At 70.4% G+C, this 24,262-nt stretch carries 22 protein-coding genes and 1 pseudogene; 15 read left to right on the top strand and 8 right to left on the bottom strand.

Annotated features, from left to right (window positions below):
• Nucleotides 1–23 precede the first annotated feature (23 nt).
• The 7 genes from QF035_RS26715 to QF035_RS26745 all read left to right on the top strand — a co-directional run bounded on the left by QF035_RS26715 (nt 24) and on the right by QF035_RS26745 (nt 6,594).
• Nucleotides 24–1,091 carry an NTP transferase domain-containing protein gene (locus QF035_RS26715; RefSeq protein ID WP_373466726.1) on the top strand — a complete coding sequence of 356 codons (1,068 nt, stop codon included), beginning with the start codon at nt 24–26 and terminating at the stop codon, nt 1,089–1,091.
• On the top strand, nt 1,088–2,530 hold the full coding sequence (locus tag QF035_RS26720) for a molybdopterin molybdotransferase MoeA (protein WP_307523121.1): 1,443 nt from the start codon (nt 1,088–1,090) through the stop codon (nt 2,528–2,530). Before QF035_RS26715 ends, QF035_RS26720 begins: the two co-directional genes overlap by 4 nt.
• Nucleotides 2,527–3,624, top strand: coding sequence for a potassium channel family protein (locus QF035_RS26725; RefSeq protein ID WP_055613043.1), 1,098 nt, complete (start codon nt 2,527–2,529; stop codon nt 3,622–3,624). The genes QF035_RS26720 and QF035_RS26725 overlap by 4 nt, the downstream gene beginning before the upstream one ends.
• Before the next feature lie 58 nt (nt 3,625–3,682).
• Nucleotides 3,683–4,663, top strand: a complete 981-nt coding sequence (locus QF035_RS26730) for an NAD(P)H-quinone oxidoreductase (protein ID WP_307523122.1) — start codon at nt 3,683–3,685, stop codon at nt 4,661–4,663.
• Nucleotides 4,664–4,877: 214 nt separating this feature from the next.
• Nucleotides 4,878–5,051, top strand: a complete 174-nt coding sequence (locus QF035_RS26735) for a hypothetical protein (RefSeq protein ID WP_307523123.1) — start codon at nt 4,878–4,880, stop codon at nt 5,049–5,051.
• A gap of 324 nt (nt 5,052–5,375) precedes the next feature.
• The gene (locus QF035_RS26740; RefSeq protein ID WP_307523124.1) at nt 5,376–5,951 is read left to right on the top strand and encodes a PadR family transcriptional regulator; all 576 of its coding nucleotides are present in this window, start codon (nt 5,376–5,378) and stop codon (nt 5,949–5,951) included.
• A gap of 100 nt (nt 5,952–6,051) precedes the next feature.
• Nucleotides 6,052–6,594 (top strand): bacterial proteasome activator family protein, encoded by a 543-nt coding sequence (locus QF035_RS26745; protein ID WP_143641401.1) that lies wholly within the window; start codon nt 6,052–6,054, stop codon nt 6,592–6,594.
• Nucleotides 6,595–6,739: 145 nt separating this feature from the next.
• On the opposite strand, the gene QF035_RS26750 is transcribed toward QF035_RS26745, so the two are convergent.
• A complete protein-coding gene (locus QF035_RS26750; protein WP_307523125.1) occupies nt 6,740–8,383 on the bottom strand; it encodes a protein kinase domain-containing protein in 1,644 nt (547 codons plus the stop codon).
• 348 nt (nt 8,384–8,731) lie between these two features.
• Here QF035_RS26750 and QF035_RS26755 point away from each other — a divergent pair, with 348 nt between their 5' ends.
• On the top strand, nt 8,732–10,282 hold the full coding sequence (locus QF035_RS26755) for a protein kinase domain-containing protein (protein ID WP_307523126.1): 1,551 nt from the start codon (nt 8,732–8,734) through the stop codon (nt 10,280–10,282).
• A 137-nt stretch (nt 10,283–10,419) separates the two neighbouring features.
• Here the strand turns inward: QF035_RS26755 and QF035_RS26760 are convergent, their stop codons facing one another.
• The 3 genes from QF035_RS26760 to QF035_RS26770 form a co-directional block, all read right to left on the bottom strand.
• The gene (locus tag QF035_RS26760; RefSeq protein ID WP_307523127.1) at nt 10,420–11,445 is read right to left on the bottom strand and encodes a phosphotransferase; all 1,026 of its coding nucleotides are present in this window, start codon (nt 11,443–11,445) and stop codon (nt 10,420–10,422) included.
• Between the two features lie 45 nt (nt 11,446–11,490).
• Nucleotides 11,491–11,913 carry a pyridoxamine 5'-phosphate oxidase family protein gene (locus QF035_RS26765; protein ID WP_307523128.1) on the bottom strand — a complete coding sequence of 141 codons (423 nt, stop codon included), beginning with the start codon at nt 11,911–11,913 and terminating at the stop codon, nt 11,491–11,493.
• A gap of 208 nt (nt 11,914–12,121) precedes the next feature.
• On the bottom strand, nt 12,122–12,784 hold the full coding sequence (locus QF035_RS26770) for a response regulator (protein WP_307523129.1): 663 nt from the start codon (nt 12,782–12,784) through the stop codon (nt 12,122–12,124).
• A gap of 378 nt (nt 12,785–13,162) precedes the next feature.
• Here QF035_RS26770 and pdhA point away from each other — a divergent pair, with 378 nt between their 5' ends.
• The 3 genes from pdhA to QF035_RS26785 are packed head-to-tail and all read left to right on the top strand — an operon-like array spanning nt 13,163 to nt 16,837.
• Nucleotides 13,163–14,329, top strand: coding sequence for a pyruvate dehydrogenase (acetyl-transferring) E1 component subunit alpha (gene pdhA, locus QF035_RS26775; protein ID WP_307523130.1), 1,167 nt, complete (start codon nt 13,163–13,165; stop codon nt 14,327–14,329).
• Between the two features lie 2 nt (nt 14,330–14,331).
• Entirely contained in the window at nt 14,332–15,312 is a 981-nt protein-coding gene (locus QF035_RS26780) for an alpha-ketoacid dehydrogenase subunit beta (protein WP_143641408.1), read from the top strand.
• Between the two features lie 10 nt (nt 15,313–15,322).
• The gene (locus QF035_RS26785; protein ID WP_307523131.1) at nt 15,323–16,837 is read left to right on the top strand and encodes a dihydrolipoamide acetyltransferase family protein; all 1,515 of its coding nucleotides are present in this window, start codon (nt 15,323–15,325) and stop codon (nt 16,835–16,837) included.
• Between the two features lie 145 nt (nt 16,838–16,982).
• On the opposite strand, the gene QF035_RS26790 is transcribed toward QF035_RS26785, so the two are convergent.
• Entirely contained in the window at nt 16,983–17,879 is an 897-nt protein-coding gene (locus tag QF035_RS26790) for a D-alanyl-D-alanine carboxypeptidase family protein (RefSeq protein ID WP_307523132.1), read from the bottom strand.
• Nucleotides 17,880–18,139: 260 nt separating this feature from the next.
• On the opposite strand from QF035_RS26790, the gene QF035_RS26795 reads away from it, so the two are divergent.
• Both QF035_RS26795 and QF035_RS26800 read left to right on the top strand, forming a co-directional pair.
• Nucleotides 18,140–18,790, top strand: coding sequence for a GntR family transcriptional regulator (locus QF035_RS26795; RefSeq protein ID WP_307523133.1), 651 nt, complete (start codon nt 18,140–18,142; stop codon nt 18,788–18,790).
• The gene (locus QF035_RS26800; protein ID WP_307523134.1) at nt 18,787–20,091 is read left to right on the top strand and encodes an MFS transporter; all 1,305 of its coding nucleotides are present in this window, start codon (nt 18,787–18,789) and stop codon (nt 20,089–20,091) included. The genes QF035_RS26795 and QF035_RS26800 overlap by 4 nt, the downstream gene beginning before the upstream one ends.
• A 147-nt stretch (nt 20,092–20,238) precedes the next feature.
• Here the strand turns inward: QF035_RS26800 and QF035_RS26805 are convergent, their stop codons facing one another.
• A complete protein-coding gene (locus QF035_RS26805) occupies nt 20,239–21,063 on the bottom strand; it encodes a maleylpyruvate isomerase family mycothiol-dependent enzyme (protein WP_307523135.1) in 825 nt (274 codons plus the stop codon).
• Between the two features lie 154 nt (nt 21,064–21,217).
• Here QF035_RS26805 and QF035_RS26810 point away from each other — a divergent pair.
• Nucleotides 21,218–22,013: pseudogene (locus QF035_RS26810) on the top strand (carbon-nitrogen family hydrolase).
• Between the two features lie 192 nt (nt 22,014–22,205).
• Here the strand turns inward: QF035_RS26810 and QF035_RS26815 are convergent.
• Nucleotides 22,206–22,700, bottom strand: a complete 495-nt coding sequence (locus tag QF035_RS26815) for an LURP-one-related/scramblase family protein (protein WP_307523136.1) — start codon at nt 22,698–22,700, stop codon at nt 22,206–22,208.
• Complete coding sequence (locus QF035_RS26820; protein WP_307523137.1) at nt 22,697–23,737, bottom strand: GlxA family transcriptional regulator; 1,041 nt, start codon at nt 23,735–23,737, stop codon at nt 22,697–22,699. The genes QF035_RS26815 and QF035_RS26820 overlap by 4 nt, the downstream gene beginning before the upstream one ends.
• Before the next feature lie 52 nt (nt 23,738–23,789).
• Between QF035_RS26820 and QF035_RS26825 the strand changes: the two genes are divergently transcribed.
• Nucleotides 23,790–24,191, top strand: a complete 402-nt coding sequence (locus tag QF035_RS26825) for a cupin domain-containing protein (RefSeq protein ID WP_307523138.1) — start codon at nt 23,790–23,792, stop codon at nt 24,189–24,191.
• Nucleotides 24,192–24,262 lie beyond the last annotated feature (71 nt).

Below are 24,262 nucleotides of genomic sequence, written 5' to 3' on the forward strand. Positions count from 1 at the left end.
CATCGGGCGCTCATACTCGGGGGGTGACCGCGTACGAGCGTCCCAGCGCACCCGGTTCCGTCGGCGCACCCGGTTCCTCCATCGGGCCCGGTTCCTACGGCGCACTCGGTGCGGACGGCCGGGACACGGACGGCCATGACGCCGTCGTGCTCGCCGGCGGCTCCGCCCGTCGCCTCGGCGGGGCGGACAAGCCCGGCGTTCGCGTGGGCGGCCGCGCGCTGCTCGACCGCGTCCTGGCCGCCTGCTCGGGCGCGGCCGTCACCGTGGTCGTCGCGGAGCCCCGGCCCACCGCGCGTCCGGTGGAGTGGGCGCGCGAGGACCCACCCGGCGCGGGTCCATTGGCCGCCCTCGACGCCGGCCTCCGGCACACCACGGCCGCGTACGTCGTGGTGCTCTCCGCCGATCTGCCGTTCCTGGACGAGAAGACGGTCGAGCTGCTGCTGACCAGTCTTCAAGAGGCAGGCACGGAGGGCGCGTTGCTCACCGACTCCGGCGGCCGCGACCAGCCACTGGTGGCCGCGTACCGGAGTGCGTCGCTGCGCCGCGAACTGGCGGCCCTCCGTACCGAGCACGGCGAACTGACCGGGCTGCCGCTGCGCCGGCTCACCGGTGCGCTCGAACTGACCCGTATCACCGACCCCGTCGCGTCCTTCGACTGCGACACCTGGGACGACATCGCCGCCGCCCGGGCACGTATCAGGGAGCATGGGCACGTGTTGGATGAATGGATCACCGCAGTCAAGGACGAGCTCGGCATCGACCTGGACGTCGACACCGGCACCCTGCTCGACCTCGCCCGCGATGCCGCGCACGGCGTGGCCCGCCCGGCGGCACCGCTGACCACGTTCCTCGTGGGGTACGCGGCCGCGCAGGCCAAGGGGGGCCCAGAGGCGGTCGCGGAGGCCGCCCGAAAGGCGACGGCACTGGCATTGCGCTGGGCGGCGGAGGCGGACGACGGCACCGCACCACCCCCGACGGCCCCGTCCGGCACCAGCACCGAGACCGGGACCGGGGCCGGGACCGGGACCGGCAGAGGGTCCGGCACCGGTTCTGAGACCGCCTCTCCCGAAGCCCGTCCGGACGCCGGATGACCGCCCCGGGGAAGTACGAGGAGGTCGACCTCGACGACCTCGACGTGGAGGAGGCCCTCGCCCTGGCCAAGGAAGGCGGTGCACAGGTGCCCGACGGCTCCGGAGCCACTGGAGGTTCTCCCGCCGTGCCCCAGCCGTCACCGCGGGGCGGCAGCCGGGAGCACGGGCAACACACCGCCGACGGAACCGCCGCAGGAACGGCCGACGGACCCTCCCGTGCCCACACGGCCAAGCACGGCCACCACAGGGCGACCCCCTGGCCCGAGGCCCGCGCCCTCGCCGGGCGGGCCCCCCGCCGGCCGGACGCCCCCGTCTCCGTATCCCTCGACGCCGCGCTGGGCCTCGTCCTCGCCGCTCCCCTCGCCGCCCTCACGGACCTCCCGTCGTTCGACACCTCCGCGATGGACGGCTGGGCCGTCGCCGGGCCGGGGCCCTGGGACGTCCGGGCCGAGGGAGTCCTCGCGGGTCATGCCGAGCCCGAGCGCCTCACCGACGGAGAGGCCGTCCGTATCGCGACCGGCGCGCGGATCCCGCAGGACGTCACCGCGGTGATCCGCAGCGAGCACGGCCGCACCGACGAGAAGGAACGGCTCCACGCGACCCGGGAGGTCGTGCCCGGGCAGGACATCCGTCCCCGGGGCCAGGAGTGCCGCTCCGGCGATCCCCTGCTGCAGCGCGGCACCGTGGTCACCCCGGCCGTGCTCGGGCTGGCCGCGGCCGCCGGATACGACACCGTCTCGGCCCTCCCCCGGCCCCGTGCCGAAGTCCTCGTCCTCGGCGACGAGTTGCTCACCGAGGGCCTGCCCCACGACGGACTGATCCGGGACGCGCTCGGCCCGATGCTGCCGTCCTGGCTGCGTGCTCTCGGCGCGGACGTCATCGCCGTACGCAGGCTCGGTGACGCCGCCGAAGCCCTCCGCAAGGCCCTGAAGAACTCCGACGCCGACCTCGTCGTCACGACCGGCGGCACCGCTGCGGGCCCTGTCGACCATGTGCACCCCACCCTGCGCCGCATCGGCGCCGAACTCCTGGTGGACGGCGTCAAGGTGCGCCCCGGCCATCCCATGCTCCTGGCCCGCACCAAGGAGAACCAGCACCTCGTCGGCCTCCCCGGCAACCCCCTCGCCGCCGTCTCCGGCCTGCTCACGCTCGCCGAACCCCTGCTGCGCACCCTCGCGGGACGCGCGGCCCCGGAGACCTACACGCTGCCCCTGAAGGAGACCGTGCACGGCCACCCGTACGACACCCGGCTGATCCCCGTCGTCCTGCGCGAGGACCGGGCCGTGCCGCTGCACTACAACGGACCGGCCATGCTGCGGGGCATCGCCGTGGCCGACGCGCTCGCGGTCGTGCCGCCCGGCGGGGCGCGCCCCGGCCAGGAGCTGGAGATTCTCGACCTGCCCTGGGCGACGGCCGGGATCGGGGTGTGTTTCACGTGAAACTTCCGGGCCAGGACGCCATCGCCCGTCACGCGGACGAACGCATCGTCACCCGCCGGGTGAAACTGCCTCGCCGACGGGTGGAACATCCGCTGAGGCAGGTCGCCAAGCGGGTGACCATCGCACTGCTTGTCCTGGTTGGCACCGCCCTCATCGTCTACGCCGACCACGACGGCTACAACGACAACTCGGACGGCTCGGTCGACCTGCTCGATGCCTTCTACTACGCGACCGTCACGCTCTCCACCACCGGATACGGCGACATCACCCCCGTCAGTGACGCCGCCCGGTTCACCAATATCTTCGTGATCACGCCCTTGCGCGTGATGTTCCTGATCATCCTGGTCGGCACCACTCTCGAGGTCCTCACCGAACGCACCCGGGAGGAGTGGCGACTGAACCGCTGGAGGACCGCTTTGAGGGAGCACACCGTTGTCATCGGGTTCGGCACGAAAGGCCGCTCGGCGATTCAGACCGTGTGCGCGACGGGGTTGAAGAAGGAGCAGGTCGTGGTCGTCGATCCCAACTTCAAGGTGATCGACGCGGCGACGGCGGACGGATACGCGGGCGTGGTCGGCGACGCCACCCGCAGTGACGTACTGATCCGCGCCGAGGTCCAGCGGGCCCGGCAGATCATCATCGCGACCCAGCGCGACGACACCGCCGTGCTCGTCACGCTGACGGCCCGGCAACTCAACCGTGGGGCGAAGATCGTGGCCGCCGTGCGTGAGGAGGAGAACGCGCCGCTGCTCAAGCAGTCCGGCGCCGATGCCGTCATCACCAGCGCCAGCGCGGCAGGCCGCCTCCTCGGTCTCTCCGTGCTCAGCCCCAGCGCGGGCATGGTCATGGAGGATCTCATCCAGCAGGGCAGCGGCCTCGACATCGTCGAACGGCCCGTCATAAAGGCCGAGGTGGGCAAGGGCGTCCGCGAGACCGAAGACCTGGTGGTCAGCGTCGTACGAGGACACCGCGTCCTCGGCTACGACGATCCCGCCATCGGCAAGCTGCAGTTGACGGACCGTCTGATCACCATCGTCCGCGTCACCCCGCACACCCAGGTCGCACCGGACATGAGGCCACTGAGGCAGGACTAGAGGCAGGACAGGGGCAGGACCAGCGGCAGGGCCGGAGGCCCGGAGTAGCCTCGCCGACATGCGAGCGATCACTATTCCTGAACCTGGTGGGCCCGAGGCGCTGGTGTGGGACGAGGTCCCGGATCCGGTGCCCGGAGAGGGCGAAGTGCTGGTCGAGGTGGCGGCGAGCGCGGTGAACCGTGCCGATCTGCTGCAGCGGCAGGGGTTCTACGATCCGCCGCCCGGCGCGTCCCCGTACCCAGGCCTCGAATGCTCCGGGCGGATCGCGGCGGTCGGTGCCGGGGTGTCGGGGTGGGCCGTCGGGGACGAGGTGTGTGCGCTGCTCTCGGGCGGCGGGTACGCCGAGAAGGTGGCCGTGCCGGCCGGGCAGTTGCTGCCCGTGCCGGAGGGGGTCGGGCTCGACAAGGCGGCCGCGCTGCCCGAGGTGACCTGCACGGTCTGGTCCAACGTCTTCATGATCTCCCACCTCCGCCCCGGCGAGACGCTGCTGGTGCACGGCGGGGCGAGCGGCATCGGCACCATGGCGATCCAGCTGGCCAAGGCCGTCGGCGCGAAGGTCGCCGTCACCGCGGGCAGCAAGGAGAAGCTGGACTTCTGCGCCGAGCTCGGCGCGGACGTGCTGATCAACTACCGCGAGCAGGACTTCGTCGAGGAGATCAAGGCCGCCACCGACGGGGCCGGCGCCGACGTCATCCTCGACAACATGGGCGCCAAGTACCTGGACCGCAACGTCAAGGCCCTCGCGGTCAACGGACGGCTCGCGATCATCGGCATGCAGGGCGGCATCAAGGGCGAGCTGAACATCGCGACGCTCCTGGGCAAGCGCGGCGCCGTCACCGCGACCTCGCTGCGCGCCCGTCCCGCCGGGGAGAAGGCGGCGATCGTCGCGGCCGTACGGGAGCATGTCTGGCCGCTGGTCTCCGCAGGTCACGTACGTCCGGTGGTCGACCGCGAGCTGCCGATGAGCGCCGCGGCCGCGGCGCACCGGGTGCTGGAGGAGAGCGGGAACATCGGGAAGGTGCTGCTCACGCTCCCGTAGGACTCGACGGCCGGGGCGGTGCTGAGGCGGGCCGCGGCCCGCCTCAGCTTCGTCGTACGCGCAGTGCGACGAACGCGAGGCCGAGGCCCAGGCCGATGAGGACCAGTCCGCTGCCGAGGGGCAGGACCCGCAGGACGGGTTCCGTGGCGCGTACGGGGCGGCCGGCGGCCTGCTCGGCATCGACGGGCGGGTGGGACGTGGGCGCGGTGTTCCCGTGCGTCTCGGGGGCGACAGCGCCCTCCGACCGCTCGCCCTCCGACTGCTCGTCGTCCGCTGGCCCGTCCGGGTGACCGACCCCGACGTCCTCTTCCGGAGCTTCTTCCTGCGCCTCGTCCTGCGCTTCCTCCGCGTCCTGCTCTTCCTGTGTCTCCTCCGTCGGCGCGGGTGACCGGCCAGGCCGCTCGCGGCCCTCTCCGGCCCGGCTGCCTGCCCGTGACTCGCCGGGCGCGGGTTTCGTAGGAGGGGACGTACGGGACGGCGTACGAGATCGGAGCGGGGCCCGCCAGCAGGACCAGCAGCAGGCCTGTCACGCGCAGGGGGCGGAGCCATGGAGTCACGTCGGTGACCCCCTCCTGGTGCGAAGGAACCAAGATCGACGGCACCAGAGTCACACGGGGCGCCCGCACCGGCATCTCGATCGTCCGGGTGCCGACGCGATCGCCCTCAGTGACACCCTTGGCGGGCACAGATGTACGGGGTAGAGATACCGGTTATGTCGATACGTCACGGTCTGCTGGCGCTTCTGGAGCGTGGGCCCCGCTACGGTTCGCGGCTGCGCACCGAGTTCGAGGCGCGCACCGGCTCCACCTGGCCGCTGAACATCGGCCAGGTCTATACGACGCTGGGCCGGCTGGAGCGGGACGGTCTGGTCGTACAGCAGGGCGCGGACGAGGCCGGACACGTGCTGTACGCGCTGACGGACGCGGGCCGGGCCGAGCTGCGGTCCTGGTTCACGCGTCCGGTGGAGCGCACGAACCTGCCGCGTGACGAGCTGGCGATCAAGCTGGCCATGGCGGTCGGGGCGCCTGGAGCCGACATACGGGCGATCGTGGAGACACAGCGGCGGTATCTGTCGGAGGCGATGCACACGTACACCCGGCTGCGGGCGCAGGCGCTCGCGGAGGGCCCCGGGCACCGGGACGAGGTGGCCCGGCTGCTCGTCCTGGAGCACCTCGTCTTCCGGGCGGAGGCCGAGATGCGGTGGCTCGACCACTGCGAGGCCCGGCTGCTGCGGCTCGCGGAGGCGGCGGCCACGGATCCGCCACAGCCGCCCACGCCGCCGGTCTGACGCGCGACGCCGGTGTGTACATGCCGGTGCGTACATGGTGGATCACGCCCGGGAGGGGGCACGAGGGTGATGAAGTGTGCGGGTGCGAGAGAATGGCGGCATGGAGATGCCGAGGAACGAAAGGTCGCCGGAGAACCCCCAGATCCTGGTCGTTGGCCAGGACGGGATGGCTCTCGGCGGCGGAGGAGACGAGGACTCCCGTGAGGTCCCGGTGACGGAGATGGTGGAGCAGCCCGCCAAGGTCATGCGCATCGGGAGCATGATCAAGCAGCTGCTGGAGGAGGTGCGTGCGGCACCCCTCGACGAGGCGAGCCGGGTCCGGCTCAAGGAGATCCACGCCAGCTCGGTCAAGGAGCTGGAGGACGGGCTCGCTCCCGATCTCGTCGATGAGCTGGAGCGGCTGTCCCTGCCGTTCACGGACGACGGCATCCCCTCGGACGCCGAACTGCGGATCGCGCAGGCCCAGTTGGTCGGCTGGCTGGAGGGGCTCTTCCACGGGATCCAGACCACCCTGTTCGCCCAGCAGATGGCGGCCCGCGCCCAGTTGGAGTCGATGCGCCGGGCGCTTCCGCCGGGTGTGGGCGGCGGCGAGGACGACGACGATCCGCGAGCGGGCGGCCGTGTCGGGGGTCCGTACCTGTAACTGCGGTCCGAACCCGAACCTGCACCCGTAACTCCGACGACTCCCATCACTCCGAACAGCGTGCGGACGAAAGGGGGGGCCCGGCAGAAATGCCGGGCCCCTTCGCGTGTCCGAACGGTCCTGGTGGGTCCGAACGGTCAAGGAATCAGGCGGGGTTGCCCGTCGACACATAGAGCTGGATCTTGGGCATGCTCTTGGGGTCGACGTCCGCTTCCGCCGCGGGGATCTGGCTCATCACCGTGTCCTGGCCGTAGGCGTTCTCGTCGACCGGCTGGCTCTCGTACTGCCAGCCCGCCGCCTGCAGGCACGCCTTCACCGAGTCCATGTTCTTGAACTTGAAGTCCGGGACCTTGATCTTGTCGGCGTCGTTGTACGACTCGTCGGGCTCCGTGCACTCGGTCTTCTCGATCTTCTTCGTGGTGTCCGGCCCCTTGTGCCCGGCCACCACGGACGCCGACGGGCTGGATTCCGTACCGCCGCCCTTGTCGTCGTCGCCCCCGCCGCCCAGCTGCAGCGCGGCGATCAGCCCGCCGACGGCGGCCAGCGCGACGACGATCGAGCCCACGAGCACCGGCATGTTGCTCTTGCGGCCGCCACCGGAGGCGGGCGACGAGGGCTGCTGCGGCGTGATCGTGTACGGCGGCGGGGTCGAGTAGCCCTGCTGTGGGGAGTACGCGGCGGTCTGGGCCGGCGTCGGGTAGCCGCCCTGCTGCGGATAGCCGTACGAAGGGGCGGGCGTGGACGAGTGCGCCGGGGTCGGCGGACCGTAGGCGCCCGGCTGGTACGGCGTCTGTACGTTGCCCTGCGGAGCCTGGGCCGACTGGTCGACCGGCGGGAACACCGCGGAGCCGACACCGGCGCCGCTCGACGTCTGGGCGCCCGGCACGATGCTCGGCGGTGCGGCCTGGAACGACTGGGCCACGCGCAGGCACTCGTCGCGCATCGACTCGGCGTTCAGGAAACGCTCGTTGGGGTTCTTCTTCAGGGCACGGGTGATCAGCGCGTCCACGGCCGGCGGCAGCGAGCGGTTGACCGAGGAGGCCAGGACGGGCTCCTCCTGGACGTGCGCATACGCTATGGCCAGCGGCGAGTCCGCCTCGAACGGCAGCCGCCCGGTGACCAGCTGGAACAGCATGATGCCGACCGAGTACAGGTCCGAGCGGGCGTCCACGCCCCGGCCGAGAGCCTGCTCCGGCGAGAGGTACTGCGGGGTGCCGACGACCATGCCGGTCTGCGTCATCGACGTCACACCGGACTGCATGGCGCGGGCGATGCCGAAGTCCATCACCTTGACGACGTTCCGCTTCGTCATCATCACGTTGCCCGGCTTGATGTCGCGGTGGACCAGGCCCATCTCGTGGCTGATCTCCAGGGCCGCCAGCACGTCCGCGGTGATCTTCAGGGCCTTGTCGGCTGGCATGGCCCCGAACTGGGCGATGTCCTGGTCGAGGACCGAGCCGAGCGGGCGGCCCTCGACGTACTCCATGACGATGTACGGAGTCGTCGCCCCGTCGAGGTCGTCCTCCTCGCCGGTGTCGAAGACCGAGACGATGTTCGTGTGCGTGAGCTTGGCCACCGACTGGGCCTCGCGGCGGAAGCGCTCGCGGAAGGCCTGCTCACGGCCGAGCTCGGTGTGCAGTGTCTTGATCGCGACCTGTCGGTCGAGCACCGAGTCGTACGCGAGATGGACCGAGGCCATGCCGCCCTCGCCGAGCAGGTCGCGCAGTTGGTAGCGCCCGCCGGCGACCGAACGCCCCGCGTACCGGCCGTGTGCGCCGTCCTGGCTCATGTCTCTGCGTCCCCCATCGGCGTGCCCCGTCACGCGGGCCGAAGCTGCTGATGTGGCCCCCGAGGCGGTGATCCTTAGTGTTATTCCCGGCCAAGTCTGCCGGAGGGCACTGACACGTCAAGCTCGGTGCCCGTTCCGTGACCGTACGCGAAAGAAGAGTCGCGGAAGCGTTACAGGTGCCGTACGGCCGGTACACAGAATTTGCACCCGCGGACCGGGTGTGGGTTTCATGGCCGGTCCATCTCGGGTCGGCCGCTCACGCGGAGGCTGTAGCGTGGCCCGACGGAGACCGTAACAACCACCGCGCGTACTTTCGACCGGTGCGGACAGAAACGACGGCGAGGACTGATGGCACAGCAGCAGCGCGCTCAGGGCCCGTCCGACCCCGAGGCGACTGGCGGCGGTATGTCAGATGCGCCGGAGTTGTGGGGTAACGGCGGGCTGGTCGGCGACGGCCGGTATCGGCTGACCCACAGACTAGGCCGGGGCGGCATGGCCGAGGTGTTCGCCGCCGAGGATGTCCGGCTGGGGCGCACGGTCGCGGTCAAGCTGCTCCGCTCCGACCTGGCCGAGGACCCCGTGTCCAAGGCGCGGTTCACGCGCGAGGCGCAGTCGGTGGCCGGGCTCAACCACCATGCGGTGGTGGCGGTCTACGACTCCGGCGAGGACGTGGTCGGCCACCAGGTCGTCCCGTACATCGTGATGGAGCTCGTCGAGGGCCGCACGATCCGTGACCTGCTGCTCAACGCCGAGGCGCCCGGGCCCGAGCAGGCGCTCATCATCGTCTCCGGAGTGCTGGAAGCGCTCGCTTATTCGCATCAGCACGGCATCGTGCACCGCGACATCAAGCCCGCGAACGTGATCATCACCAACACCGGTGCGGTCAAGGTGATGGACTTCGGCATCGCGCGCGCCCTGCACGGCGTCCAGTCGACAATGACTCAAACCGGCATGGTCATGGGCACGCCCCAGTACCTCTCGCCGGAGCAGGCGCTCGGCAAGGCGGTCGACCACCGGAGCGACCTGTACGCGACGGGCTGCCTCCTCTACGAACTCCTCGCGCTGCGGCCGCCGTTCACCGGTGAGACCCCGCTGTCGGTGGTCTACCAGCACGTCCAGGACATCCCGGTGCCCCCTTCCGAGGTCTCGGACGCGGCGCCGCCGGAGCTGGACGGCCTGGTCATGCGCTCGCTCGCGAAGGAGCCGGACGACCGGTTCCAGACCGCGGAGGAGATGCGCGGGCTCACCCAGTACGGGCTGCAGATGCTGTACGACCAGGGCGGCCACACCGGGACCTGGAACACCGGTCCCGTGGAGATGCACGAGGCTGTGAACACCCCGGCGATGGGCCTCGCGGGCTCCGCCGGGCTGCCGCACCCCGGCGACTCGGGCACCACCCAGATCCCGTCACCGATGCTGCCGCCCGGCCGCGGCGGAGGCGGCGACGACGGGGGCTTCGAGGGGCACGGCAACCGGGGCAGCGGCCGCGGCAAGCTGTGGATCCTGGCGGTTCTCGCGGTGGTCGCGATCGCTGCGGGGGTCGCGCTGGCGCTGCAGAACGGCAACGGCGACGGCGGCGGGGGCGGCACGAAGGAGACGCCGACCACCTCGCAGACCGAGAAGGAAACGACACCGAGCGAGAGCACGTCCGACGAGCCCACGGACGAGCCCACGGACCAGGACACCGGCACGGGCGGCGACCCGGACTACTCGCCGTCGTACACACCATCGCCGAGCAACACCCCATCTCCCACGAAGAGCGAGCCGACGGACCCGGAGACGACTCCGACGGACGACGTGACGCCGACGGACGACGAGACGACCCCGACGGACGACCCGACACCGTCGGGCGAGCCGACGGGCGAAGTCGGGGACGTGGAAGGCGTGACCGGCGGCTGACCCGGACCCTCCGCAACACCCTTCACGCGCGCGTGGAACCCGGAATCGGGCTCCACGCGCGCGTGCCGTTTCACGAGTCCCACGGCCGAGGCGACCGAGCCGAGTGAGCCGGCTGATGTGGTTGGTTCGGCTTGGCTTCACCCCACGAACGCCTCGCACACCGCGTCGTACTCCCGCGTCCACCACACCGCCAGCGCGGAGACCGCGGGGAACTGCGGGTCGGCGCGGGTGTCCCCGCGCTCGTAGTGCCAGCGCAGTATCCAGAAGTCGTTGAGCCGCTCCCACCACACGCGGTGCACGGCGGCCGACAGCTCGGACGGGGTGGCCCGCGCGGAGCGCCGGTACGCGCGCGCGTAGGCCCGTACCTTCGTCAGGTCGAGCGTGCCGGCGGGACGTACGAAGAAGATCACCGCGGAGCGCACCGCCTCCTCGGCCTGCGGCTGGACGCCGAGCCGGTCCCAGTCGACGATCGCGGCGGGGGTGTCTCCCCGGTAGAGCACGTTGAAGGGGTGGAAGTCCCCGTGCACCCAGCCGACCGAGCCGCCCTGCGGGGGCCGCCGGTCCGCGTGCCGTTCCAGCAGGGCGCGCCGCTCCAGGAGCCGGTGGCGGGCCAGCTCGTCGAAGGCGTCGGACGGGTGGTGGCGGCGTACCCGGGCGAGCAGGTCGTCGATGAGGGCGAAGGTGTCGGCGGGGTCGGCGCTCTCCGCACGCTCCTCGGACCGCCGCGGCGGCATCACCTGCTCCAGGGACGCGTGTACGACGCCCAGGAGCGCCCCCAGGCGCCGGCACTGCTCCGTGGTGAGCTGGGCGCCGCTGCGGTGGCGTCCGTCGATCCAGGGGTGCAGCGCGTACGCGTGGCCGCCGACTACGGCGACCGTGCGGCCGTCGGTGCCGGTCAGCGGCGGGGCCACCGGGACGCCCAGGTCGGCGAGGCGCTGGGTCGCGCGGTGCTGGCGGGCGATCGCGGCAGGGTCGGCGGTCTCGGGGTCGAAATGGTGCTTGAGGAAGTACCGGCCCTGGGTGGTGGCGAGGCGGTAGCCGCGGTTGAGCAGCCCCTCGTCGACGGGTTCGCAGGCCAGCGGGGACCCGGCGGCGTATCGCCGCAGCAGGGCGCCCAGAGGGGGTGCGGGGGAGAGGGCGGGCGAAACAGATGAGCGCGGCACGCGCCAGATGTTAGGGCACCGGAGAGGCCGTTGACCTCGGGCTTGTCACGGACAGTGCTGGTGTGCAAGCTCCAGGCCACCGTCCGTCGAGTGCACGGTGACGAACTCCGGTGTGACCTCCAGATACACCGGCTCGAAGGGCGCGTCGTCCACGCGGCGCGGGGCCGGGCCGAAATGCGCGAGCTGGGCGGCGGTCGGCTGGACGGTCTCGCACACGCCGACGACCTGGACGGACCAGTGGCCCTCGCCCGCGCGCGGGGAGCCGAGGTTGTCCGCGCCGTACGCGACGACGCTTCCCGCGCACGCCCGGTGGTGGCCGTGTCCCTTGTGCATCCGTAGCAGCACACGGCCGCCCACCACGATGTGGCGGGCGGTGGCCAGGAAGGGCAGCGCGCGCATGCTGGCCGCCAGGCGGCCGTGCTCGACGCGGCCGAGCAGTCCGGCGGCGAGCTGTTCGTCGGTCGGCATGCCTCTCAATGTGCGGCACCGCGGGAGACGGAAGAAGGGGCGCCCGACCCTCCATGGAGGGACATAAGTCCCGAATAAGCGACCTCCACGGAGTGCTGGACGGCGTCCGCGGAGCGCTGATCGTCTCTACGGAGAGCACGGAAACTCAGCGCGGCCCCATGGAGAGCACGGAAAACTCAAACACGGCCCTACGGAGGGCCTGGAAAACTCAGCGCTGCTTCTCCGCCTGCATCCGGGCCACATAGGCGGCCGCCTGCGCACGCCGCTCCATGCCGAGTTTGGACAGCAGGCTGGAGACGTAGTTCTTGATCGTCTTCTCGGCGAGATGGAGCCGCTCGCCGATCACGCGATTGGTGAGCCCCTCGCCGATCAGGTCGAGGATTCTGCGCTCCTGGTCGGTGAGGCTCGCGAGCCGGGTGTCGCCCTTGGCGCTGCCCCCGTCGCGCAGCCGCTCCAGGACGCGGGCGGTGGCCTCCGGGTCGAGCAGGGACTTGCCTGCGGCGACGTCACGGACCGCCGAGAGCAGCTCCTCGCCGCGGATCGCCTTGAGGACGTAGCCCGAGGCGCCCGCCATGATCGCGTCGAAGAGGGCCTCGTCGTCGGCGTAGGACGTCAGCATCAGGCATTTGATGCTTTCGTCCCGGGAGCGGATCTCGCGGCACACCTCGACCCCGCTGCCGTCCGGCAGCCGTACGTCCAGGACGGCGACGTCCGGGTGGGTGGCCGGAATTCGCACCAGCGCGTCGGCCGCCGTACCCGCCTCGCCGACCACTTCGAAGTCGTCCTCCACCGAGAGCAACTCGTGCACACCCCGGCGGACCACCTCATGGTCGTCGAGAAGAAATACAGCGATTTTTCCTTCTTCGCGCACGGAGTCAGTCTCACACACGATCTTTCCGACTGCCCCAGTCGGACTCTTCCCGTCTCCGGGGTGACCGGGATAACGTGCCGGTGTTCCGGCCCCCTGCCAGGCTGTAACCAGTGCTCTGACCAGCGATTGTTCCGGATCGGCGCGAAGTACTTGGAAGTCCGAGTGGAAAGTACTCGGAAATCCAAGCAAAAACGCAGGTCAGGAGGGGTTTCACAGAAATGTGGAGCACTGGGTAACGTGCTATGTGCAGGGCGCTCGCCGGGGCACCTGTCACGCCTGTTCCCGGCCGAGCACCCACCCCGTGCGCGGGTACGGAGATCAGGCGAGCCGCACTGGTCACCCGGCAACCCCGGGGGCCGGACCGACGGAGGAGCACACGTGACCGTGGAGAGCACTGCCGCGCGCAAGCCGCGACGCAGCGCCGGTACCAAGCGCACCGCTGCGAAGAAGCCGCCGGGCGCCCAGCCCGAGCTCGTACAGCTGCTGACGCCCGAGGGCAAGCGCGTCAAGAATGGCGAATATGACGCGTACGTAGCCGACATCACCCCCGAAGAGCTCCGCGGCCTGTACCGCGACATGGTGCTCACCCGCCGCTTCGACGCCGAGGCCACCTCCCTGCAGCGCCAGGGCGAACTGGGCCTGTGGGCCTCGCTGCTCGGCCAGGAGGCCGCCCAGATCGGCTCCGGACGGGCCACCCGCGAGGACGACTACGTCTTCCCGACCTACCGTGAGCACGGCGTGGCCTGGTGCCGCGGGGTCGACCCGACCAACCTCCTCGGCATGTTCCGCGGCGTGAACAACGGCGGCTGGGATCCGAACAGCAACAACTTCCACCTCTACACGATCGTCATCGGCTCGCAGACGCTGCACGCCACCGGCTACGCCATGGGCGTGGCCAAGGACGGCGCCGACTCGGCCGTGATCGCGTACTTCGGGGACGGCGCCTCCAGCCAGGGCGACGTCGCTGAATCGTTCACCTTCTCCGCGGTCTACAACGCTCCCGTCGTGTTCTTCTGCCAGAACAACCAGTGGGCCATCTCCGAGCCCACCGAGCGCCAGAGCCGCGTGCCGCTCTACCAGCGCGCGCAGGGCTACGGCTTCCCGGGCGTCCGCGTCGACGGCAACGACGTCCTCGCCTGCCTCGCCGTCACCAAGTGGGCCCTGGAGCGCGCCCGCCGGGGCGAGGGCCCCACCCTCGTCGAGGCGTACACGTACCGCATGGGTGCCCACACCACCTCCGACGACCCGACCAAGTACCGGGCCGACGAGGAGCGCGAGGCGTGGGAGGCGAAGGACCCGATCCAGCGCCTGCGCACCTACCTGGAGGCTTCAAACCACGCGGACGAGGGATTCTTCGCGGAACTCGAGGCCGAGAGCGAGGCGTTGGGAAGGCGAGTGCGCGAAGTGGTCCGCGCCATGCCGGACCCGGACCACTTCGCCATCTTCGAGAACGTGTACGCGGACGGGCACGCGCTCGTCGACGAGGAGCGGGCCCAGTTCGCCGCCTACCAGGCGTCGTTCGCCGATGAAGGGGAGGGCAAGTAGCGATGACCGCGGAAAAGATGGCATTGGCCAAGGCGATCAACGAATCGCTGCGCACGGCCCTCGACGCCGACCCCAAGGTCCTGATCATGGGCGAGGACGTCGGCAAGCTCGGCGGCGTGTTCCGGGTGACCGACGGCCTGCAGAAGGACTTCGGCGAGGAGCGGGTCATCGACACCCCGCTCGCCGAGTCGGGCATCGTCGGCACGGCGATCGGCCTCGCACTGCGCGGCTACCGCCCGGTGGTGGAGATCCAGTTCGACGGCTTCGTCTTCCCGGCGTACGACCAGATCGTCACGCAGCTCGCGAAGATGCACGCGCGGGCGCTCGGCAAGATCAAGCTCCCCGTCGTGATCCGCATTCCGTACGGCGGCGGCATCGGAGCGGTCGAGCACCACTCCGAGTCCCCGGAGGCCCTGTTCGCGCATGTCGCGGGCCTCAAGGTCGTCTCGCCCTCGAACGCCTCCGACGCGTACTGGATGATGCAGCAGGCCATCCAGAGCGACGACCCGGTGATCTTCTTCGAGCCGAAGCGGCGCTACTGGGACAAGTCCGAGGTGAACCGGGAGGCGATCCCCGGCCCGCTGCACAAGGCGCGCGTGGTGCGCGAGGGCAGCGACCTCACACTGGCCGCGTACGGCCCGATGGTGAAGGTCTGCCAGGAGGTCGCAGCCGCCGCCCAGGAGGAGGGCAAGTCCCTCGAAGTGGTGGACCTGCGGTCCATGTCCCCCATCGACTTCGACTCCATCCAGGCCTCGGTCGAGAAGACCCGCCGCCTGGTCGTGGTCCACGAGGCACCGGTGTTCCTGGGGACGGGCGCGGAGATCGCGGCCCGGATCACGGAGAGGTGCTTCTACCACCTGGAGGCACCCGTGCTGAGGGTCGGCGGCTATCACGCCCCGTATCCGCCGGCACGGCTGGAGGAGGAGTACCTGCCTGGCCTGGACCGGGTGCTCGACGCCGTCGACCGCTCGCTGGCGTACTGAGGAGAGGGTCGTGACGACGATGACTGAGACTGCCTCGGGACTTCGCGAGTTCAAGATGCCCGACGTGGGAGAGGGTCTGACCGAGGCCGAGATCCTCAAGTGGTATGTCAAGGCCGGTGACACGGTCACCGACGGCCAGGTGGTGTGCGAGGTCGAGACCGCCAAGGCCGCCGTCGAGCTGCCGATTCCCTTCGACGGGGTGGTGCACGAGCTGCGCTTCCCCGAGGGGACGACGGTGGACGTCGGCCAGGTGATCATCGCGGTGGACGTGGACGGCGGAGCCGCTCCGGCCGCCCCGCCGGCCGAGGCGCAGGCCCCGGCCGCGTCGACGCCCACCGCGTCGGCTCCGGCAACCGGATCCGCTCCGGCTGCTCCCGCCGGGCGGACCGAAGCTCCTCCGGAGAAGCCCGCGGCTGCCGAGGAGAAGCCCAAGCCCGTGGGCCGCACGCCGGTCCTCGTCGGCTACGGGGTCGCGGAGTCCTCCACGAAGCGCCGCCCCCGCAGGGGAGTTCCGGCCCAGCAGCCCGAGGCCGCCGCGGCGGCGCCGGCCGTCCAGAGCGAGCTGAACGGGCACGGGCACGCGGCTCCGGCGACACGCCCGCTGGCCAAGCCTCCGGTGCGCAAGCTCGCCAAGGATCTCGGCGTCGACCTGGCGACGGTCACGCCGTCCGGTCCCGACGGGATCATCACGCGCGAGGACGTGCACGCGGCGGTCGCCCCGGCCGCTCCCGTTCAGGAGACCCCGGCCGCGGCAGTGCCCGCGTCGGCGCCCGCTCCCGTCCGGGCTCCGGCCCCGGTCGTCACGTACGACGGTGCCCGGGAGACCCGTATCCCGGTCAAGGGCGTCCGGAAGGCGACCGCGGCCGCGATGGTGGGCTCGGCGTTCACGGCGCCGCATGTCACCGAGTTCGTCACGGTGGACGTGACGCGCACGATGAAGCTGGTCGAGGAGATCAAGCGGGCCCCCGACACATACGGGCTCCAGGGGCTGCGGGTCAATCCGCTGCTGCTGATCGCCAAGGCCCTGCTGGTCGCCATCAAGCGCCACCCGGAGGTCAACGCCTCGTGGGACGAGGCCAACCAGGAGATCGTCCAGAAGCACTATGTGAACCTGGGCATCGCCGCCGCCACGCCCCGCGGCCTGATCGTCCCGAACATCAAGGACGCCCACGCCAAGACCCTGCCCCAGCTCGCCGAATCGCTCGGGGAGCTGGTCGCCACCGCCCGCGACGGCAAGACGTCACCGGTGGCCATGCAGGGCGGCACGGTGACGATCACGAACGTCGGTGTGTTCGGCGTCGACACGGGTACGCCGATTCTCAATCCCGGCGAGTCCGCGATTCTCGCCGTCGGCTCGATCAAGCTCCAGCCGTGGGTCCACAAGGGCAAGGTCAAGCCTCGTCAGGTGACGACGTTGGCGTTGTCCTTCGACCATCGCCTGGTCGACGGGGAGCTCGGCTCCAAGGTGCTGGCGGATGTGGCGGCGATTCTGGAGCAGCCCAAGCGACTGATTACTTGGGGGTAGTGGCTCGGCTGCGGGGCGGTGGGGGCTGGTCGCGCAGTTCCCCGCGCCCCTGAAAAGGGGCGCGGGGAACTGCGCGAGTAACCACATGCGGCCCGCAGAAGGGGGACGAGCCGAAGCCCGTCCCCCTCTCCGCGGAGCGACCCGGCTACTTCTTGAAGGCGTAGTCCATCAGCTTCTTCGCGTCGGACTCGCGGGCCGAGATCGACGACGAGGCAAGAACCGTGCCGATCACCGTCTTCCCGTTGCGGGTCGCGGCGAAGACCAGGCAGTACTTGGCCTCGGGGCCGGAGCCGGTCTTCACGCCGATGGTGCCGCTGTAGCTGTTGAGCAGACCGTTGGTGTTGGTCCACGCCGCCATCGTGCGGGTGCCACCGGTCTTCGTGATCGTCTTCGCCGTGTACTTCTTCGTCTTCACGATCGCGCGGAAGTTGGCGCTCTTCATCGCGCTGCTGGCGATCTTCGTCAGATCGCGCGGCGTGGAGTAGTTCGAGCCGTTGCCGATCCCGTCGAACGAGTCGAACTTGGTGTTCGTCAGACCGAGGTCCTTGGCCTGCTTGTTCATCTTGCCGATGAACGACTTCACGCGGGCGCCACGCGTCGAGCCGGCGCCGAACTTGTCGGCGAGCGCGTACGCCGCGTCGCAGCCGGACGGCAGCATCAGCCCGTACAGCAGCTGGCGGACGGTGACCTTGTCGCCGACGATCAGCCGTGCCGACGAGGCGTTCTTGGAGACGATGTAGTCGCTGTACGCCTTCTGGATGGTGACCTTGGCGTCCAGGTTGAGGTTCGGCTGCGACAGCACGACCTTCGCGGTCATGATCTTCGTCGTGGAGCCGGTGGAACGGCGGGTGTCCGCGGCCTTGGTGTAGAGCGTCTTGGCCGTGCCGTTGTTCATCACGTAGCCGCCCTTGGCGACGACCGTGGGGGTCGCGAGGGCCTGCGCGGGCGCCGCTGTGAGGGCCCCGGTCGCGAGCACGGCTCCGGTGGTGACGACCACTGCGGCAGCTCTGCGAATTCGTGCGCCCTTTATGACGGTTATCAAGTCGATTACCCCGATTAGGTTGAAGGCACCGAAGGTGCCAAATGCCCCAGGATGGCGGTCACTTGAGAGTGGCGCCTTCTCGTGTGACATGTGAGTAGCACAAAAGGATGTGCGGTTCCTGAACTGGGGTGCCCTTTTTTACCGGCCACTTGCCCAGCCGCTCGCCCGGCCCCTCACTTGGCCCCTCGCTCGGCTTCCCGCCCCGTCCGAATCCTGGACGGCCCGCGACCATGTGTACGTGTTGTATCTATGATGTCGCCATGTCTTTGGCAGTGAAGCAACCTCCCGCCGCCGAACGCGTCTACGCGCACGTCAAGCAGGCTGTGCTGGACCGTCGTTACGAGGGCGGGACCCTGCTCACCGAGGGCGAACTGGCCGATGCGGTCGGGGTCTCACGGACTCCGGTGCGCGAGGCGCTGCTCAAGCTGGAGGTCGAGGGACTGATCCGGCTCTACCCGAAGAAGGGCGCCCTCGTGCTGCCCGTCTCCGCACAGGAGATCGCGGACGTCGTGGAGACCAGGCAGCTCGTCGAGGAGCACGCGATCCGCAAGGCCGTCCCGGCCTCCCCCGCGCTGATCGAGCGCCTCACCGAACTCCTTGCGAAGCAGAAGGAGCAGGCGGCCGCCGGCGATCTGTCCGGAGCCGCCGTCACCGACCGCTGCTTCCACGCCGAGATCGTCCGCAGCGGGGGCAACGAGATCCTCTCCCGCCTCTACGACCAGTTGCGCGACCGCCAGTTGAGGATGGGCGTCGCCGTGATGCACGCCCACCCCGACCGGATCACCAAGACGCTCACCGAGCACCGGGAGATCCTCGACGCGCTGCGCTCCGGTGACGCGGAGGCGGCCGTCGCCCTGGTCCACCGCCACGTCAGCTGGTTCTCCAACCTGGCGCGGGGGGACGTCCGATGAGCTCGTCCTCCTCCTCGGCGCTCACCCTCCCCGGTGACCCGCCCGGCGGGCGTCGCGCGGTCACGGTCTGGTCGGTCGGCGTCTCCGTCTACTTCGTCGCGGTCATCTTCCGTACGTCGCTGGGGGTGGCCGGCCTCGACGCCGCCGACCGCTTCCACGTCAACGCCTCCGCGCTCTCGACCTTCTCGATCCTGCAGCTCCTCGTCTACGCGGGCATGCAGATACCCGTCGGCCTGATGGTCGACCGGCTCGGCACCAAGAAGGTGCTGACCCTCGGCGTCGTCCTGTTCACGATCGGGCAGCTGGGCTTCGCGCTCTCGCCCTCGTACGGGATGGCGCTCGCCTCGCGCGCTCTGCTCGGATGCGGTGACGCGATGACGTTCATCAGCGTGCTGCGCCTCGGTTCGCGCTGGTTCCCGGCCCGGCGCGGGCCGATGGTCGCGCAGCTCGCGGGGCTCGTCGGCATGGCGGGCAACCTCGTCTCGACGCTCGTCATCGCCCGGCTGCTGCACGGCGTCGGCTGGACGGCCGCCTTCGCGGGCAGCTCGGTCGCAGGCGTGGTCGTCCTCGTCCTGATGCTGCTGTTCCTGAAGGACCACCCCGAGGGACACGAGCCGGAGCCCTTCCCGCACCACGGAGCCGCGTACGTACGCCGCCAGATCGCGGCGTCCTGGCGGGAGCCCGGCACCCGGCTCGGGCTGTGGGTGCACTTCACGACGCAGTTCCCGGCGATGGTGTTCCTGTTGCTGTGGGGGCTGCCGTTCCTCGTCGAGGCCCAGGGCCTGTCACGGGCGGCGGCCGGGGAACTCCTCACGCTGGTCGTGCTCTCCAACATGCTCATCGGCCTCGTGTACGGGCAGATCGTCGCCCGGCACCATGCGGCGCGGCTGCCGCTGGCGCTCGGTACGGTGTTTTCGACGGCCGTCGTGTGGGGTGCGACGCTCGCCTATCCCGCCGACCATGCGCCGATGTGGCTGCTGATCGTGCTGTGCGTGGTCCTCGGTGCGTGCGGGCCCGCGTCGATGCTTGGCTTCGACTTCGCGCGGCCCGCGAATCCGCCGGAGCGTCAGGGGACTGCCTCCGGCATCACCAACATGGGCGGTTTCGTCGCCTCCATGACGACGTTGTTCGCGATCGGGGTGCTTCTGGATGCCACCGGGGGCGACTACTCGGTCGCGTTCTCCGTGGTGTTCGTTCTGCAGGCGTTCGGGGTCAGTCAGATACTGCGGTTGCGGAAGCAGGCGGCTCGGCGGGAGCGGCTGGTTGCCAGCCGGGTAGAGACGGTGCACGTTCCGGCGTAGGCCGGCCCGGTCTGGCCTGGCGGGGGTGGGGCGGGGTGGGTTTTCTCGCCCCCGCCGCCCCTTCCCGTCCCGAACCTGGGGCTCCGCCCCAGACCCCGCTCCTCAAACGCCGGAGGGGCTGAATTCGGCGCTGGACGAGCCCTGCAATCAGGGTGTGACCGCGAAGTTCCTCAGGATTGCCGCTGTCAGTTCCGGGTCGCCCTCCGTCTTGAGGCGGTCTGCCACCGCCTCCGGGGTTACGCGGCCGCAGGCCAGGCGGAAGTAGGTTTCCCAGTCGAGGGTGAGGGTGGCGGCGGGGCCGAGGGAGGGGGCACCGTCTATCGAGCCGACGCCCTCGGCGTCGACGCGGACCGTGCGCAGGAATTCGAGAGGGCCGTGGACATCGAAGACGACCGCCGAGTTCGGCGGGGCGCCGGCGTCCTTGGCGACGACCTTCGGGAGCCTGCTGAGCAGCACGTCGCGGGCGACGTACGCGCCGGGGGAGTCGAGGTTGCCCGGCCGGCCGAGGGCGGTGCGCAGGTCCTGCTCGTGCACCCAGAGGTCGTACGCCCGGTTGCGCATGGATTCTTCGAGCGTGACCTCGGTGCTGAGCGGGCCGCGCACGAGGGCGTCCGGCTGCCGCGACTCGTTCCGCAGCTGGCGGTTGCGGCGGATGATCGTGTACTCCAGCTCGGAGGTCATCTCCGGGGCGGTGTGGTGACGGCGTACGTCGACCTGCATCTCCATGTACCGCTGGTGTTCGTTCGTCACGTGGTACAGGTCGCGGGGGAGCGTGTGGATCGGCCGGGGGTCGCCCAGCATCTCGCAGTCGAGGCCGATGACATGCGAGACGAGGTCGCGCACCGACCAGCCTGGGCAGGGAGTCCGCCGGTTCCATTCCCCCTCCACCAGCGGCGACACCAGTTCGGATATCGCGTCGATGGAGTGGGTCCAGGCGTCGGCGTAGGACTGAAGGCTGGGATGCAGACTCACGGAACGGGACCCCTCGGGCGGTTGGACGCGGGCAGTGCACAGTCAGCGGGTGTCTTGGGACGCTAAGTTACGCTGCTGTGAGGCACCCCGGCAGTGCTTTCGTGTGACGATCGTAGGCCCGTATCAAAGGCTCGAATGCCAGGACGGTGGTAGTGTGCGCGCCTCCCTGCTCCAGATCGCTGTGGACGAGGGCGAATCGATCGACTCCCGCAGGGAGCGTGTCGCCTCGCTGGTACGGGAACAGGCCGGTGCCGACCTGGTCGTGCTGCCCGAACTGTGGACGACGGGGGCCTTCGCCTTCGAGTCGTTCAGTGCCGAGGCGGAGCCGCTCGAAGGGCCCACGTACGACGTGATGGCCAAGGCGGCGAGCGACGCGGGTGTCTGGTTGCACGCGGGTTCGATTCCCGAGCGGGATCCTGAGGGGCCGCTCTACAACACCTCCCTCGTCTTCTCCCCCGCCGGTGAACTGGCCGCCGCCTATCGGAAGATCCATCGGTTCGGCTTCGACAAGGGTGAGGCCGTGTTGATGGGGGCGGGGGCGGAGCTGGTGACGGTCCCGGTTGCCTGAGACCGTCGTTGGGCTCGCCACCTGTTATGACCTCCGCTTCCCCGAGCTGTTCCGCGGTCTCGTCGACGCGGGCGCCGAGACCCTGGTGATTCCGGCGGGCTGGCCGGAGCGTCGCAGGGCGCACTGGACGCTGCTGGCCCAGGCGCGGGCGGTCGAGAACCAGGCCTTCGTGCTTGCTTGTGGAACGGCCGGTACGCACGCGGGGGTTCCGCAGGCCGGTCACTCGATCGTGGTCGATCCTTGGGGTGAGGTGCTGGCGGAGGCGGGTGCGGGTGAGGAGGTCCTCTCCGTGGAGTTCGATCCCGCGAAGGTCGGTGCGACTCGGGGGCAGTTTCCTGTGTTGAGGGATCGGGTGCTGGGGGTTGAGCGTCCTCGCGGGTGAGCTGCCTGGCGGGGGTGGCACCGGTCCTTCTTTCGCCCCCGCCGCCCCTGCCCATTCCCGTCCCTTTTCGGGGGCCGGCCCCCGAACCCCCGCTCCTCAAACGCCGGAGGGGCTGAATTTCAGTGGGGGTCTGGGGGCGTCAGCCCCCAGGGGAAGGGAATGGGTAGGGGCGGCGGGGGCGAGGAAACCGCTTCAGTCCGAGTCCCGTTCTCTCTCCGCCAGGTGGATCACGCATACCGCCACCGCGATCAGCAGGGCAGGGTCCGCGTCGTCGCGTACGACCTCGACGCCGTAGGTCTCCCGGACCCGCAGCCACCGGCGGGAGATGTGGGCGAGGAGTTCGCCGTCGTACTCGACGACGAACTCACGGTCGAGGATCTTGCCGCTGACGTCGAGCTCGGTCCCGTCGGCGAGGGCCACGCGGTAGTGGTTGCGGAGGAGCGACAGCCGCTTGCGGCGGATGGTCGCCAGCGGCTCACCGTCCCGCTCGATGACCATCGTGTCCCGCAGGGCGAGCATCTTCTTGTGGATGTCGATCAGCACCCGCCCCTGCGCGTCCTTCAGCTCGAAGGTGTCCCGCAGCCGCATCGCCTTGCCGTCGACGAGGAAGGCCTTGCGGCCGTGCTCGTCCTCGATCCAGTAGTCGTCACCGATGCCCAGGAGCCGGTCGCGTACGAGGAATTTCATGCTCTTAGCGGTTCCCCGGCAGCAGGTCCGAAACGCCGTCGGTAGGCCGACGGGCTGAGCCCGGTCTCGCGGCGCAGCCGGGCCCGCAGGTTGGCGGCGGTGCCGAGACCGCTGCGTGCCGCGACGACGTCCAGTCGTTCCTCGCCGCGTTCGATGAGCCGGCAGGCCAGCGCCACCCGTTCGCCCGTCAGCCACGCCAGTGGGGTCGTGCCCAGCTGGGCACGGAAGCGGCGGTGGAGCGTGGCGGGCGACACGGCCGCGTGCGTCGCGAGGTCCGCGACCGTCAGCGGTTCGCCGATCCGGGCCTGCGCCCAGGCCAGCAGCGGCGTCAGCGACTCGTCCCGTACGTCGGGCAGGGGGCGTTCGACGAACTGCCGCTGCCCGCCGTCGCGATGGGCGGCGAAGACGAGCCGCCGGGACACGGCGTTCGCGATCTCGGCGCCGTGGTCGCGGCGCACGATGTGCAGCCCGAGGTCGAGCGCGGCCGCGCTGCCTGCCGCCGTCAGCACGTCGCCTTCGTCGACGAAGAGCACGTCCGGCTCCAGGAGGACCTTCGGGTGGAGTTCCCGGAAGAGGTCGGCCCAGCGCCAGTGCGTGGTGGCCCGGCGCCCGTCCAGGATTCCGGCCTCGGCGAGCGCGAAGCTCCCGGTGCACAGGCTCACGACGCGGGCCCCGCGGGCGTGCGTGCGCCGGACGGCGTCGAGTACGGCTTCACCGCGCGGCACGACGTTGTCGGGGCGGCCGGGGACGACGAGGGTGTCCACGCCGTCCACCGCGTCGAGCCCGGGCACCCCGCTCAGCGTGAAGAAGCCGTGGTTCATACGGACCCCGGGGGTGGGGGTGCACAGCGTCAGCTCGTACAGCGGCTGGGGCAGGCCGAGTTCGGGCCTCGGCAGTCCGAACAGCTCGGTCGCGACGCCCACTTCGAAAGGGTTGGTGCCCTCGTCGACGATCACCGCGACGCGGTGCGGCCGGAGTCCAGGAGATGGAGCCGGAGCCAGAGGCGGAGTCGGGTGCTGCGAGGATCCTTGCGACATGTGCGATTTCTAGCACTCGTACGCCCGGGCCGTCCCGCCGCACGATGAACCCATGGCCAAGAACAACGAACCCGTCTCCCTCGCCGTCGCGCTCGCCTCCTTCGAGGACCTGTGGAGCCCGCGCATCGTCACCGCCGTCAACGACTACGACGTACGCCTCGCGAAGGTCGAGGGCGAGCACGTCTGGCACACCCACGACCACACCGACGAGTTCTTCCTGGTCGTGGAGGGCGAACTGCGCATCGCCCTGCGCGAGCCCGGCGGCGAGCGCACGGTGGTCCTGCCCAAGGGGTCGCTCTTCACGGTCCCGCGCGGCACCGAGCACAAGCCGAGTTCACCCTCCGGCGCGGCGATCCTCGTCATCGAGCCCACCGGCACGCTGTCGGTCGGGGACCGCCACGAGGAGGTCCCCGACCATGTGGACGCCACCACCGGGCACGTGCTGAACAGCTGATTCGGACGGCGGCCGGATGCCGTGACCGTCGACGGTCGGATGCCGGAGCCGTCGGTGGTCAGATGCTGCGG

The sequence above is a fragment of the Streptomyces umbrinus genome (assembly GCF_030817415.1).
GTDB classification, from domain to species: domain Bacteria; phylum Actinomycetota; class Actinomycetes; order Streptomycetales; family Streptomycetaceae; genus Streptomyces; species Streptomyces umbrinus_A.